This is a genomic window from Ruegeria meonggei (assembly GCF_042768335.1).
GTDB lineage: Bacteria > Pseudomonadota > Alphaproteobacteria > Rhodobacterales > Rhodobacteraceae > Ruegeria > Ruegeria meonggei.
In genome coordinates this window covers 2,421,834-2,434,831 of sequence record NZ_JAXHBT010000001.1, presented here as the reverse complement: position 1 = coordinate 2,434,831, position 12,998 = coordinate 2,421,834, and the positions used below count along the sequence as shown (strand labels likewise).

The 12,998-nt window shown below is 55.4% G+C and carries 17 protein-coding genes; 11 read left to right on the top strand and 6 right to left on the bottom strand.

Annotation, left to right across the window (positions count from 1 at the left end):
- The first annotated feature begins 5 nt into the window (after positions 1-5).
- On the top strand, positions 6-1,484 hold the full coding sequence (gene dacB / locus SJY13_RS11930) for a D-alanyl-D-alanine carboxypeptidase/D-alanyl-D-alanine endopeptidase (protein WP_377191197.1): 1,479 nt from the start codon (positions 6-8) through the stop codon (positions 1,482-1,484).
- 2 nt (positions 1,485-1,486) lie between these two features.
- On the opposite strand, the gene SJY13_RS11925 is transcribed toward dacB, so the two are convergent.
- Entirely contained in the window at positions 1,487-1,909 is a 423-nt protein-coding gene (locus SJY13_RS11925; protein ID WP_085822836.1) for a tellurite resistance TerB family protein, read from the bottom strand.
- An 81-nt stretch (positions 1,910-1,990) separates the two neighbouring features.
- Positions 1,991-2,482: an Lrp/AsnC family transcriptional regulator gene (locus SJY13_RS11920; protein ID WP_449314366.1), complete on the bottom strand. Its 492-nt coding sequence runs from the start codon at positions 2,480-2,482 to the stop codon at positions 1,991-1,993.
- Positions 2,483-2,566: 84 nt separating this feature from the next.
- Here SJY13_RS11920 and phhA point away from each other — a divergent pair, with 84 nt between their 5' ends.
- The 5 genes from phhA to SJY13_RS11895 all read left to right on the top strand — a co-directional run bounded on the left by phhA (position 2,567) and on the right by SJY13_RS11895 (position 8,313).
- Positions 2,567-3,367 carry a phenylalanine 4-monooxygenase gene (phhA, locus tag SJY13_RS11915; RefSeq protein ID WP_377191195.1) on the top strand — a complete coding sequence of 267 codons (801 nt, stop codon included), beginning with the start codon at positions 2,567-2,569 and terminating at the stop codon, positions 3,365-3,367.
- A 7-nt stretch (positions 3,368-3,374) separates the two neighbouring features.
- The gene (locus tag SJY13_RS11910; protein ID WP_377191193.1) at positions 3,375-3,728 is read left to right on the top strand and encodes a 4a-hydroxytetrahydrobiopterin dehydratase; all 354 of its coding nucleotides are present in this window, start codon (positions 3,375-3,377) and stop codon (positions 3,726-3,728) included.
- Between the two features lie 134 nt (positions 3,729-3,862).
- On the top strand, positions 3,863-5,437 hold the full coding sequence (locus tag SJY13_RS11905; protein WP_377191191.1) for a lysine--tRNA ligase: 1,575 nt from the start codon (positions 3,863-3,865) through the stop codon (positions 5,435-5,437).
- Positions 5,438-5,485: 48 nt separating this feature from the next.
- Positions 5,486-5,887 (top strand): DUF4864 domain-containing protein, encoded by a 402-nt coding sequence (locus tag SJY13_RS11900; RefSeq protein ID WP_377191189.1) that lies wholly within the window; start codon positions 5,486-5,488, stop codon positions 5,885-5,887.
- Positions 5,888-6,024: 137 nt separating this feature from the next.
- Positions 6,025-8,313, top strand: coding sequence for a glycosyl hydrolase family 28-related protein (locus SJY13_RS11895; RefSeq protein WP_377191187.1), 2,289 nt, complete (start codon positions 6,025-6,027; stop codon positions 8,311-8,313).
- 42 nt (positions 8,314-8,355) lie between these two features.
- On the opposite strand, the gene SJY13_RS11890 is transcribed toward SJY13_RS11895, so the two are convergent.
- Entirely contained in the window at positions 8,356-9,018 is a 663-nt protein-coding gene (locus SJY13_RS11890; RefSeq protein WP_377191185.1) for a hypothetical protein, read from the bottom strand.
- A gap of 145 nt (positions 9,019-9,163) precedes the next feature.
- On the opposite strand from SJY13_RS11890, the gene SJY13_RS11885 reads away from it, so the two are divergent.
- The 4 genes from SJY13_RS11885 to SJY13_RS11870 all read left to right on the top strand — a co-directional run bounded on the left by SJY13_RS11885 (position 9,164) and on the right by SJY13_RS11870 (position 10,996).
- Entirely contained in the window at positions 9,164-9,490 is a 327-nt protein-coding gene (locus SJY13_RS11885) for an antibiotic biosynthesis monooxygenase family protein (protein WP_085822829.1), read from the top strand.
- 65 nt (positions 9,491-9,555) lie between these two features.
- Positions 9,556-9,963: a universal stress protein gene (locus SJY13_RS11880; RefSeq protein WP_085822828.1), complete on the top strand. Its 408-nt coding sequence runs from the start codon at positions 9,556-9,558 to the stop codon at positions 9,961-9,963.
- Positions 9,964-10,168: 205 nt separating this feature from the next.
- Positions 10,169-10,591, top strand: coding sequence for an excalibur calcium-binding domain-containing protein (locus SJY13_RS11875; protein WP_234995199.1), 423 nt, complete (start codon positions 10,169-10,171; stop codon positions 10,589-10,591).
- Between the two features lie 114 nt (positions 10,592-10,705).
- A complete protein-coding gene (locus SJY13_RS11870) occupies positions 10,706-10,996 on the top strand; it encodes a hypothetical protein (protein WP_085822826.1) in 291 nt (96 codons plus the stop codon).
- Between the two features lie 69 nt (positions 10,997-11,065).
- On the opposite strand, the gene SJY13_RS11865 is transcribed toward SJY13_RS11870, so the two are convergent.
- The gene (locus tag SJY13_RS11865) at positions 11,066-11,533 is read right to left on the bottom strand and encodes a TM2 domain-containing protein (protein WP_377191183.1); all 468 of its coding nucleotides are present in this window, start codon (positions 11,531-11,533) and stop codon (positions 11,066-11,068) included.
- A 122-nt stretch (positions 11,534-11,655) separates the two neighbouring features.
- Here SJY13_RS11865 and SJY13_RS11860 point away from each other — a divergent pair, with 122 nt between their 5' ends.
- Complete coding sequence (locus tag SJY13_RS11860) at positions 11,656-12,009, top strand: MmcQ/YjbR family DNA-binding protein (RefSeq protein ID WP_085823033.1); 354 nt, start codon at positions 11,656-11,658, stop codon at positions 12,007-12,009.
- A gap of 90 nt (positions 12,010-12,099) precedes the next feature.
- Here SJY13_RS11860 and SJY13_RS11855 read toward each other — a convergent pair whose 3' ends face one another.
- Positions 12,100-12,618, bottom strand: a complete 519-nt coding sequence (locus SJY13_RS11855) for a hypothetical protein (RefSeq protein WP_377191181.1) — start codon at positions 12,616-12,618, stop codon at positions 12,100-12,102.
- Between the two features lie 146 nt (positions 12,619-12,764).
- Complete coding sequence (locus SJY13_RS11850; RefSeq protein ID WP_377191179.1) at positions 12,765-12,953, bottom strand: hypothetical protein; 189 nt, start codon at positions 12,951-12,953, stop codon at positions 12,765-12,767.
- Positions 12,954-12,998 lie beyond the last annotated feature (45 nt).

The following is a 12,998-nucleotide window of genomic DNA, read 5'->3' as shown; positions in this document are numbered from 1 at the left end:
GACCCATGGTTGATCGTTATTCACGTCGCTTTTTTCTTGCAGGGCTGGGGGCCTCGGTTGTTTCCGGCACAGCGCTGGCAGATGCCCCTTTACAATCTTTGCGTCCGCAGCTTCGTGGCGTTCAGTTCAGCGGAGCCGAGCGGCTTGTTCAGGCCGCACGATTGCGGGGCGATGTGGTTTTTGCCGTGGCCGATGCCAAAACGGGTACGCCGCTAGAGGCCTTTGGTGGCGATCAGGGCCTGCCGCCTGCCAGTGTCGCCAAGGCACTGACCGCGCTTTATGCGTTGGATGTGCTGGGTGCGGATTACCGGTTCGAAACCACTTTGATGGCTGATGGGCCGATCGAAAACGGGGTATTGAACGGCGACCTGATCCTTGTGGGCGGCGGAGATCCTTTGCTGGATACGACTGTGCTGGCAACAATGGCGGCAAATCTGCGTAAAGCCGGGATAACCGAGGTGCGTGGCGCTTTCAAAGTGTATGATGGAGCCTTGCCCTATGTGTTCAGCATCGACCCCGGCCAACCGGACCATTTGGGATACAGTCCGGCCATCAGCGGCATTTCCCTGAACTTCAATCGCGTGCATTTCGAGTGGAAGCGCCAAGGCACCGGGTATGACGTGACCATGGACGCGCGAACCGCCAAGTATACGCCGTCGGTCGATATGGCCTCGATGCGGGTCGAAAGCCGCAACCTGCCGATATACACCTACCAACCGAGCGCCCGGCAAGACCGCTGGACCGTTGCCAAAGGGGCGTTGGGCAATGGGGGCGCGCGGTGGCTTCCGGTGCGCAAACCGGCGCTTTATGTGGGTGACGTGTTCCGTACGTTGGCGCGCACAAATGGTATCGTATTGGGTCGCGTGCAAGTAACCCGCGAAGCCCCATCAGGGCAGGTCCTAGTGGTTCACCAAAGCGATCCGTTGGACAGCATCCTACGTGGCATGCTGAAATATTCGACCAATCTGACCGCGGAAATGGTTGGAATGACGGCCTCGAAAGCGCGTGGAGCTGACATACAAAACCTGGCCGAGTCAGCGGCGGAAATGAACCGCTGGGCAACCGAGACCTATGGCGTGACCGGCATCGCAATGGTCGATCATTCAGGGCTTGGGGATGCATCGCGCATGGCGCCCCACGATCTGGTGACAGCGCTGGTTGCGGCGCGCAAGACTGGCGCATTGCGACCCTTGCTGAAGTCGTACAATCTGTTGGACAGCCAGGGACGTCCAGTCAAAGATCACCCGATTAAGGTGAACGCCAAAACCGGAACATTGAATTTTGTATCCGGTTTGGGCGGGTTTATTACTGCGCCGGATGGCTCGGAACTGGCTTTTGCCATCTTTACCGCTGACGTCGATCATCGGGCCACGATCCCGCGTGCGCTACGAGAGAGACCGGAGGGTGCACGAAGCTGGAACAACAGATCACGCAAACTGCAGCGCGCTCTGATTGAGCGGTGGGGAACGCTGAAAGGCAGTTGACCTCAGGTCGTATGGCGGGCCCGTGCGCCGCGTTCGATCGCAGCCGCATGCAGACGGTCGATATTCAACTCGTACCGGATTTCCTCAAGCAGGCGCAGCTCGCTTTCGGCCAGTGACCCGTCTGCGGCAGCCACATCGCAGGCCAGCGCATAGGCTGTTTCGTTCAACCGCTCGGGCAGATTGTCCCGGATCAGACCAAACAACGCATCCAACCCTTCTACCTGTTCGAAAAGGTCAAAAACAGTTTGCGAGACGCGACGCGTACGGTCGATGTCGTAATTCGCGAAAACTGGCAGCATGTTGACTGCCCCTTCGATCTTGACCAGTTCGGCAGTCCGGATGGTTTCATCCGACGCAGAGACCGCAACCATGATCGCAACAAGGCAATCCTGAGGGGACATCGGGTGAGGTACTTGATCGTTCATGGTGTTGTCCTGATTGGGCTGTACTGAACGCGCACGATAGGTGGGCTGGCGAACAGGTTCAACGAATATTGCCTGTTTCGGTCACAGAATTGGCAATGGTCCCCGCGTTTTGGTCTGACGCAGCACGAAATTGCTGCGCGTGTCGCGCACCAGGCCGGATTTCAGCAAGCGCTGCATGATGAAATGCTCAAGGGCTTCGGGTGTCTTGGCGTAGACCTTCAGGATGAAGTCATGATCCCCGGTGATTGACGCACATTCGACGATTTGGGGCTCGGTCTCGATCAGGCGCAGGAATGCGGTGATGCTATCCTCTTGGTGATCGCGCAGGGCCACGTGAACATAGGCAATGGCATCCAGGCTGACGGCTTTGGCCCGGACCTGCGCGGTATAGCCCGAGATCACCTGAGCCGCCTCAAGGTCCCGAACCCGTCGCCAGCATTGCGAGGCGGAAAGACCGGTTCGATCCGCCAGGTCTTGCATGGATAACCGACCATCTGCCTGCAGCTCTTGCAGGATGGCAATGTCGGCAGGTTGAAGGGTTTGGTTCATGGAATAAGGCCTTGCGAAATATATATGCCAACTTACTCAAAAGAACGTGGTGTTTCCAACCAAATTTTTCAGATCTTGCCGGTAAACTCCTCTTAGGAGGACCCGCAGATGCCGAATTCAACCAAATATGTTGCCAAGGTCGCCGACGCGCGCGGCCATATTGCGTACACAGCGGAAGAGGATGCCGTCTGGGCCGATCTTTACGCCGCACAGCAGGACAACGTGCGACGTTATATGGCGCGCGACTACCTTACGGGGCTGGAGCGTTTGGATCTGCCGAAAACTCGTGTGCCATCCTGCGTTGATATCTCAGAACGGTTGCTAGATTTAACCGGTTGGCGGGTGCAACCCGTGCCTGCGTTGATCGGGTTCAAGACCTTTTTCGGTATGCTGGCTGACCGAGTTTTTCCGGCGGCGTCCTTCATTCGGTCGCGCGAGGATTTCGACTATATCGAAGAACCGGACATTTTTCATGAGATTTTCGGCCATACGCCCTTGCTGAGTGATCCGCGCTTTGCCGCCTTTAGTCATGCCATTGGGCTGGCCGGGGCGCGGGCCAATGACAAAGACTATGCCTGGTTGATCCGGCTGTATTGGTTCTCGATCGAGTTCGGTCTGCGGCGTCAGGACGGACAGATTAGGGCGCTGGGATCGGGGCTTGCGTCCTCGCCGACCGAGCTTGTGTATGCTGTGGAAAGTGACATACCCGATCGGGAACCGTTCGACATCCTGGCAATCCTGCGCACGCCTTACCGGATCGATATGCACCAGATGGGGTATTTCGTGTTAAATAACCCCGAGGAATTGTTTGCCGCCGCTGATCGCGATTTGCTGGCGGATGTGCATCGGGCGCAATCCTTGGGGCTGTTGCCCAACAAATTCCCGTCAAAAGCAACAGCAGCGGAGTAAACGGATCATGACCACATCAGGACAAACTTGCAGCCTGTCGGACCGAACCTGCGTTCCCTGTTCCGGCGGCATACCGGCGCTGACCCGAGACGAGGCAAACGCCCATATGACCGAGCTGCGCCCGGATTGGAATTTGGACGCAGACGCCAAGGTGTTGGGTCGGCATTACAAGTTCAAAGGGTTTGCCAAAGCGACCTATCTGGCAAACCTCTGCGCCTGGTTGGCCGATCAGCAGGGTCACCACCCGGATATCTCATTTGGCTGGGGGTATGTGGACGTCAAGCTGACCACACATGAAATCGGCGGGCTGAGCGAGAATGACTTTATCTGGGCGGCCAAGCTGGATCAACTGACGGCCTAAGCGGGTCAGAAACGGGTATTCCGTCAGGAAAATCCGCGCGCTTTATTGACTCATGCTGCATGGGCACAATAGGAGGGATCGGTCGGTAGCATGGGGTGATCGGCACTGTTTTTCCTGATGGAGCTCATAATCAAATGTCTGAATTGCGTGAAACCGCTCTGACGTCCAAGGCCTGGCCTTTTGAAGAGGCGCGCCGGTTGCTCAAACGCTATCAGAAAGGGGCTCCGGAAAAGGGATATGTGCTGTTTGAAACGGGTTATGGCCCATCAGGCCTGCCGCATATCGGAACCTTTGGTGAGGTCGCGCGAACCACGATGGTCAAGCGCGCGTTCGAAGCGCTGTCGGACATCCCGACCAAGTTGATCTGTTTTTCGGACGATCTGGACGGTATGCGCAAAGTGCCAAGCAACGTGCCGAACCCAGAAGCGCTGTCCGAGCATCTGCAGCGCCCGCTGACCTCGGTACCGGATCCGTTCGGCGAATACCCCAGTTTTGGCGAATATAACAACGCAATGCTGCGCCGGTTCCTGGATACCTTTGGGTTCGAATATGAGTTCTATTCGGCGCGCGAGTTTTATCGCTCGGGCCAGTTCGACGAGATTCTGAAGCGAGCGGTTGAGCGGTATGATGACGTGATGGCGATCATGCTGAAAAGCTTGCGGGAAGAGCGGCAGCAGACCTATTCGATCTTTCTGCCGATCCATCCCGAAACCGGCCGCGTGTTGTATGTGCCAATGAAAAAGGTCTGTGCCGAGACGTATACCATTACCTTCGATGATGAAGCTGGCAAGGAATGGACGCTGCCTGTCACGGGTGGCAACGTCAAGCTGCAGTGGAAGCCCGATTTCGGCGCGCGCTGGGCGGCGCTGGGGGTTGATTTTGAGATGTACGGAAAGGAACACGCCACTAACGAAAAGATCTATGACGCGATCTGTCGCGCACTGGGCGGTCGTGCGCCCGAACATTTCTCGTACGAGCTGTTCTTGGATGAAAACGGTCAGAAGATTTCCAAATCTTCGGGCAATGGCGTGTCGATCGACGAATGGCTGACCTATGCTCCGACCGAGTCGCTGGCGTATTTCATGTATCAAAAGCCCAAAACCGCCAAACGGATGCATTTTGATGTGATTCCGAAAGCCTATGATGAGTATCATCAGCAGTTGCGCGCCTACCCGGGGCAGGAGTTGAAGGCGCAGCTGAATAACCCGGTTTGGCATATCCATGGTGGTGACGTTCCGGAATCCACGCTGATGGTGCCGTTTGCGATGCTGCTGAACCTGGCGTCGGTGTCTGGGGCCGAGGACAAAGAGGCGCTGTGGGGGTTCATCCGCCGCTATGCGCCAGAGGCCACGGCGGAAACCCATCCCGATCTGGACCAGGCGGCGGGTTTCGCGGTGCGTTACTTCAACGATTTCGTCAAACCGACCCGTCAGCATCGCGCACCGACCGATCAAGAGCGTGAGGCGCTGGAGGCGCTGAAAGCGGCGCTTGAGGCCTATGATGGACCGGCAGAGGACGAGGCACTGCAATCGGTGGTTTATTCCATCGGTCGAGAGCGGTTCGATCCCATGCGCGGGTGGTTCACCGCGCTGTACGAAGTGCTGCTGGGTGCGTCGCAAGGACCGCGTTTTGGCGGTTTTATCGCCCTTTACGGTGTTCCAGAAACAGTCGCGCTGATCGAAAAGGCGCTGGCTGGAGAGCTGGTCTGATTTGACCTGAAACCGTGTGAGGCTACTCTTTTATCAGGAGGTGGCCCCATGCGTCGTTTACTACTTGCTGTATGCCTCAGTGCCGGGCTGGGCACAGGTGCATTTGCCCAGAACGCCGAGATTGAGGCGAACATTGCCGCACAGATACAAGCGTTTGAGGCGGATGACTTCGTCACGGCCTTTACATTTGCTAGCCCCAATATCCAGCGCATGTTCCAAAGCCCCAAGAACTTTGGAGCAATGGTGCGCAACGGTTACCCGATGGTCTGGCGCCCGGCGGATGTACGTTTTCTGGAACTGCGCGAAGTGGCTGGAATGCTGTGGCAGAAGGTTATGATCGTAGATGGCGACGGCCGCGTACATATCCTAGATTACCAGATGGTGCAGCTAGAAAACAGATGGAAGATCAATGGCGTACAGCTTCTGGGAGCCTCGGACCCAGCAGCGTGACGCAACACCACCGTCACGGTGACATGAGCGGCGGTTAATCCCTTTTCGATACTCAGGCTTTTGCGTTCGGGTCCTGCCCGGACACTGGGTTTATGCGCGCAGTGATCTGCTGCAGCGCGATTGGGAAAGGGATTTCTATGAACAAGGCAATCACTGATGGCATCGTGTTTACACCGCCTGCTTTCACCAACGGTCTGAACGTGTGGTCCAGCGGCGACGGAACGCCGGGCTCGCCTACTTATGACGGGTCTGGCACCGGAGCGTTTGTACCCGCAGATGCGAATTTCGGCGGCTGTCTTGAAATATTGAAAGTCAACACAACCCAGCAACTGCGCTACATGGGTCAGACACCCTTATTTCCGGGGTGCTATTTGCAGATCAAGTCGCGGGTTAAGGCGATTAGTGGTCCGTTGCCGCAAGTACGCATTGCCGGCTGGGCTGGAGGTGCCGGGGACGTTCAGGTGACAGGCGTAACCGAGCAAGGCCCGGCGACCCAACTGTCCGGCTATGGCACGGTCCATGAGATCACCGCCATTGTTGGCACTGGTCAGCGTCCGGGCGTGGATATGCCTTGGGGCGTCGATGCTCTTTATGGGCATTTCGGCCTGGAAATCGATGGCGCAAACGGAGCCGTCATTCGGGTCGACGACATCAAAATCACCGACGTCACTGGTGTGTTTCTGCGTGACCTGATCAGCCTGGTCGATGTCCGTGACTTTGGGGCCGTCGGAGACGGCGTCGTGGACGATTCAGCAGCTTTTGAATCGGCGGACCAGGCCGCAAACGGGCGTCGTGTGTTTGTACCCGAAGGAACTTACCTGTTGGCACAAAACACCTCGATCTCGTCCGAAATTGAGTTCGAAGGCACTGTCACGATGCCTGATGACAAGATGTTGCTGCTGACCAAGAACTTTGATCTGCCCGCGTACATTACGGCCTTTGGTGACGAAATGCTGGCCTTTAAAAAAGCCTTTCAGGCCCTGCTGAACAATTCCGATCATGAATCTCTTGATATGGGGGGACGCAAGATTGCAGTCAGTCAACCCATTGACATGGCGGCCGCCGTTCCAAACAAACAAAGCGGGTTTTCAACGCGCCGGGTGCTGCGCAATGGCCAGTTTGATGTCCAAAGCAGCGCCGCTTGGGATACCGAGACCTTTAGTTCCCATGCGACCTACAACCCGAACAACCGAACCCGTCTGACCAACGTCGCGAAGGTTGCGAACATTCCGGTGGGTGCGCTGGTGCAGGGCAATGGCGTTGGTCGCGAAGTCTATGTCCGTTCGAAAAACGTTGGCGCCGGTGAGATTACCCTGAGCGCGCCGATCTATGACGCTGCCGGGACACAGGTATTTAACTTTAAAGCGTTCAAATATCTGTTGGATTTCAGCGGCTTCAGCACGTTGCGAAAATTCGGCATGGAAGAGATCGAGTTCCAGTGCAATGGCCGCTGCAGTGCCATCCGTCTGGCCCCGTCGGGCAGCACGTTTGCGGTTGCCAATTGTTTCATAAGCCGCCCAAAGGACCGCGGGATCACGTCGATCGGGACCGGGTGTCAGGGAATGCTGATCGACAATTGCCAGTTCCTGTCGAGCGAGGAATCCTTCAACGTCTCAAACCGCAAGTCGATCGGTCTGAACGCGACGTCCAATGACATCAAGCTGCGCCACAACCGGGCCGTGCGTTTTTTGCATTTTGCTGTCCTGGGCGGCACCAACAACATGGTTCTGGGCAACCACTTCTTTCAGGGTGATAGCATCTCGCAAGGTGTTCGCAGCGCGGGCCTGATCATGATCGGCACCTATAACAGTTCGACTATCTCTGAAAACTATGTCGACAATTGCTTTGTAGAATGGACCAACGAACGGGATGCCAATCCGGTTTATACGGCCGGGTATTCGTTCAGTTCAATGACGGTTACCGACAATATCTTTTATTCCAGCGAAGTCCCGCCTTGGTTCAGTTATATTGTAATTCGTCCACATGGGGCGGGGCATTTTCTGAACGGCGTGGTCGTCACTGGCAACAAATTCCGGTCGTCGAGTGGCAGCATTAATCGGGTAGAAAGGGTGGATTCAACTTTTGCCATTTTGAACAAGGATGCGCACCGGGATGTGATGTTCCATGATAACACCTTTCATGGGGTGAATTTCAAAGTTTCAAACCCGTTGCGGCTCCGTCATAGTCAGGCCTCTGTGTCTCAGGTCTGGACAATTCCATCGCAGGTCAGATTGCCATTTGGCGGCAAGACGCGCAGTTGTGATTCCGTCACGACCTTGGGGCCGCTGAGAAACAGTTTTGGCTCCGTCACTTATGCCGCTCCGTATGTAGATTTGGAGCAGGGCACGAACAAAAATGAAATCGGCTTGCGCTGGCCGCAGGCCGTTCGTGGAGAAGTGTCGGTCATTGTGCGGATGGAACGCTGAACGTAACTGTGGCCGCCCGGATCAGGGCGGCCTCTTTGCAATTCAGAACTCGTTCCAGATCGCGAACTTTATACCGGTATCGCTGCGCGCATCGTTGCGTTCCAGACCCAGAACCCAGGTTGTAGGACTGTTGGGACGTCGGATCATCACTGAGGGACGGGCTCTCCAGAACAAGGACTTGTCCGGGGTGTAAGACGTTTCGATCTGCAGCAGAGGGTTCAAGAGCCGTTGCGACGACAGCCCGGCGGTAAAATCCAGTTTGCGGAACATCGCGTCATGGGTGCGATACTCTAGAGCAGTATCAACCGCGATCCAGCCGTTGCCCCAGCTAGTTTCGAAGCCTTTCCCGTATGACAGCGTCATCTTGTAAAGCGCCCAGGCACGTTTGTGCCGGTGGTGGGCGCCTGCTCCGAACTCGGCGGTAAAACGCCCCCATTTGCCAAAATCCGCAACCGGAGCACGGGCGAACAAAAGGGCATGACCGTAAACGTCGCGGTGTTCCTCGAAATCGAATCCGATGGTCAGGTTTGGCCGATATCCCCATTCAGCATAAAGCGATGATTTGTAATCATACCGACCGTCAGGATCTTTGAACGCAGTCACGGCGGCTGCAACAAAGGCTGAGTCCTTTTCCCGCAGCCAGGCACCGGACCAGGCAGGTGTTGCGATCAACAACAGGGCAATATGAAGGATAACCCCTTTCATGGGCGCAGCATCCGCCAGCTTGGTTAACGGATGGTTAGGATTTTGTTCATTTTCTGGACGCCAGGGCAGTCTGATCAGACATTAAGGAAACACAAGACCTTTCGAAATCCTGTGTTAGGCTTGCGAAAGACAAGGGAGAATCCAGATGCCGAAAATTTCCAAGAATGCGAGCGTCCAGACAGTTATCACCACCTTTGAAATGACCCCTGGCACTTGCCAGGACCTTCTTGAGGCGCTGACTGATGCCTATGCCGAATTCATCTCAAAACAGCCGGGGTTTGTTGCGGCCGGGCTGCATGTGAACGACGCCCAGACCCGGATCGCCAACTACTCGCAATGGGAACGTCGTGAGGATTTCCTGGCCATGCTGCGCACGCCCGAAATGCGCGATCGCAACCGAAAGATCAACGAACTGTGCAAAAGCTTTGAGCCGGTAATGTATGACGTCGCCGAAACATTTGGCAGTTCCTGACCTGGATCAAAGCCTTGTGACGACTGGTATCGCAAACTGTCCGTGTGAAAACGGAGGTGCGCGTCATGTATCACAACATTCTTGTTCCCATTTCATTTGATTCTGAGCGGGATATTTCCGGGCCGCTTAAACTGGCCGAGATTTTGGCGACACCGGACGCTCAGGTCACGTTGCTTCACGTAGTTGAGCATATTCCAAACTATGCGATTTCCTACATGCCGCCCGAATATCTGATCGAAGCCCGCAAGGCGATTCAGTTGGAATTGGATGCGCTTGCCGCGAAGCTTCCAAAGGCCGTTGGCATTGTGGTCGAAGGGCATTCGGGCCGTACAATTCTGGATTGGGCCGAGGCGCATAAGCCGGATCTGATTGTCATCGCTTCGCATCGGCCGGGCATGCAGGACTTGCTGTTGGGCTCAACCGCGAACCACGTGGTGCGCCACGCCGCCTGCGCAGTTCATGTGGTGCGCTGATCAGGCCAGATGTCTGCCGGGGATGCGTCAACGGATCGGTCTCTGGCATAGTGCGCGGCAGCTCACGAATGTTTGAGGAGTGGGTACGTTGCCGCCATCATACCTGCGGCATGAGGCAGAGATAGTCGCTGTTTACAGTTCCATTCAGACGACAAGATCAATGCTCAGTCTCGGTTTCGCCACAAATCACGTGTATCGGGTTTGCATGTCTCCAAGGAACCTTTTGTCCACAGCGTTTTCCGGTGAACCCGCAGCCGCAAGGCGGCGCAAACGGGCCGAAACCCTGCGAAAACGCGCGTTGTCGCCGCTGCGGATTTTGACCATGGTGCTTATGTTACCGGTGACGACCATCGGGATCGCGGTGGGCGTCTATCTGCGTACGTCCGAATTTGAACGTGAAGAGGCGACCGTACATCTGATCGCCCTGGCTGGATGTTCAGCGGTAGAGTCATTTGTACGCGGCCCATTTTACGAAGGGCAGCCGGGATACCACCGGCGCAACGACCCGGATGGCGACGGTATTGCATGTGGCGCGCCGGTGCCCTCACCAGTTCAGGACACACCACCAAAACAGGCCGAGGTGCCGGCATCACGCACGGTCGGCAACGCCAAATTCCTGCGACCCTAAGCGGCAGTTTTGCCCCGATTGGTCAATTCGGGTGCCGTTTCTCTTTTGTGCTACACTGACCGAGGCGCGTTTTACGCCGATATTGGGGATTCTACCTGGAAAGGAAGACAAGACATGTTTGCACGTATTACCCAGTTCAAAATGAAGCCCGGCACCCGCGCGGCAGCGACGGACAAAATGAATCAACTAAAAGATCAGATCATGGCGATGCCAGGGATTCATAGCTTTACCAATGTGATGAACGAAGATGGCTCGGGTTATGTAATTTCGGTGGTGGAATCCGAAGAGACTTCGAACGCGAACGCACCCAAAGTGGCCGAGCTGTGGGGCCATTTCGCCGAATTCATGGAAAGCCCGCCAAACCCCGTCGGGTTTGATGTGATCGCCCATTGGGACAAGGGCTAAGGGCATAAGGGGCGGGAGATTTCCGCCCCAAATTTGTTGTGCGAAAGTGCGGCCAGCCGCACTAGGTGGTTATGTCGACATCTCAGCGGTCAGTTGCTGACGCATTATGTTCTTTTGGGTGGTGATTTTGCCAGGGATGAGGAAGGCGTCAACCAGCACCCAGATGCAAACGCCCAGCAAAATAAAGTAACCCACAATAAGAATGGCGGTCACGAAACCCAAAATGGTCAGGACCAGCATGATGATCGCAGATTTGCTTTCACCCAGATAGAAACGATGTCCGCCAAACATCCCCACGAAAAACCAAAGCAAGTAGGCTACAAAAATGTTCTTTGAATCGTTGGCGATCCGCTGTTCGATGAGTTGCTGCTTGTCTGTTGAAAGCGTCATGTTCGTCCCTTTATAATCAGTGCGCTCTGTTTTTGTGGCGCGATCTTGTTCTCTGGAATGTTTGCAAGTGATTGAAATTGTAGAAGGTTGGCCCGAATACGCCTGCCCCCGTATCACTTGGTTTCTGTTGCGCCAGTTCGCAGTCACAGAACTACAGAAGATAGGGGCAAAAAATTGTTCACAAATTGTTAAGAAATGAGACTTCCTTTTGATGCGTCCGGTGTTCGCCGGGCTTGCCCCGGATCGGGGTTCTCGTCACATTGGTTGATATGATCCGCGATGAATTCAACTCTTTCTGCGCAAGCCTCAAAGCCACCAGTCATGTGGTGCAATGGGGCAATTCGGATGTGTGGAAGGTGGGCGATAAAGTGTTTGCAATTTGCGGCTGGAATGACGGCAAGGATGCTTTCACCTTCAAAGCCACCGACCTGGCGTATGAGGTGTTGCAGCACGAGCCTGGCATCCGCCCCGCCCCCTATCTGGCGTCGCGGGGGATGAAGTGGCTGCAGGTCTATGAGGACCGAGGGATGAGCGACAGCTCACTGCGTGAACATATTGTAACGTCTTATGATCTGGTCGTAGCCAAAATGACCAGGAAAAAACGGGCGGAGTTGGGGATGTAGGATGCAGCTTACCCTGTCTTTCGAGTCAAAAGAGAAACGGCAGTAGATTTCCGTGAAACAGCAGCCTGAGACGGGGCATTGCCCCTTCTTTCATTTCACCCTGAGCGCGGTTTTCAGATCTGCGATGGCTTCGATCTGTGCACGAGACAATGCATCCCCCGCCAGCGGCATCAATATCTCTTGAAGGCGATTCCAAGAGGCCCCGCCATCGATCTTCTGCAGCCGGCGACCCAACCTGGAAATTGCACCGCCAGGGCCGTTGCATTGCGTCATCAGCCATCGTCCAAGGACCTCCATCTCGTGCGCTTCTTCTTCGGAACACCGCAGCTTTGACCGCAAAAGGACATGCAGTTGTTGACGTTGGTCCGAGGTGGGCAGGTCATCAGGCTCGATAAAGGACTGTGCAATTGCGCATATCGCAATCTGCTCATCATCGATGCCTTCGACGGGATGCGCATTGGCAACGCTGCGAAACGCGAGCTTTCTGGGGGCGTTTTTCAGCGTCGTCGCCACGTCCTGAGCGGTATTTAGGGCTTCTCTTGGGTTGTTGCGAACCCACCACCAAATTGCGCCGCCAACTGCGGTCAGGATGAGTATTAGTATAGGCAAATCAATCTACTCCGAGAAATATTCCGAAGGTGATAGTTTCTTGCATAATTGCAGATTACAACTCATGCGATAGTTTTTTGAACGCGTGTTGCTTTTTGATTGATCAGACGATTTCAGTGGTACTGGGTTGCGACCCTTCTACCCCGTTATCGCATTGCAGGGTTCGAGTAGTCGTCAAAAAGGTTGGTGTTGCGTGATGGGGTTTGATGGAAGGCGCTGACGGATTTTCCTGAGATTCGCGCCAGACCTTCGGCCAGCACCCTGCGGATACAACGCACCCGGTGAATGGCGCTTTGGACCTCATGCATACTGGGCAGGGTGTTCGGGTTTGTCATGGCAACCGTTTGGACTCACAATTTGTGATTTCAAACGTGGAGGAG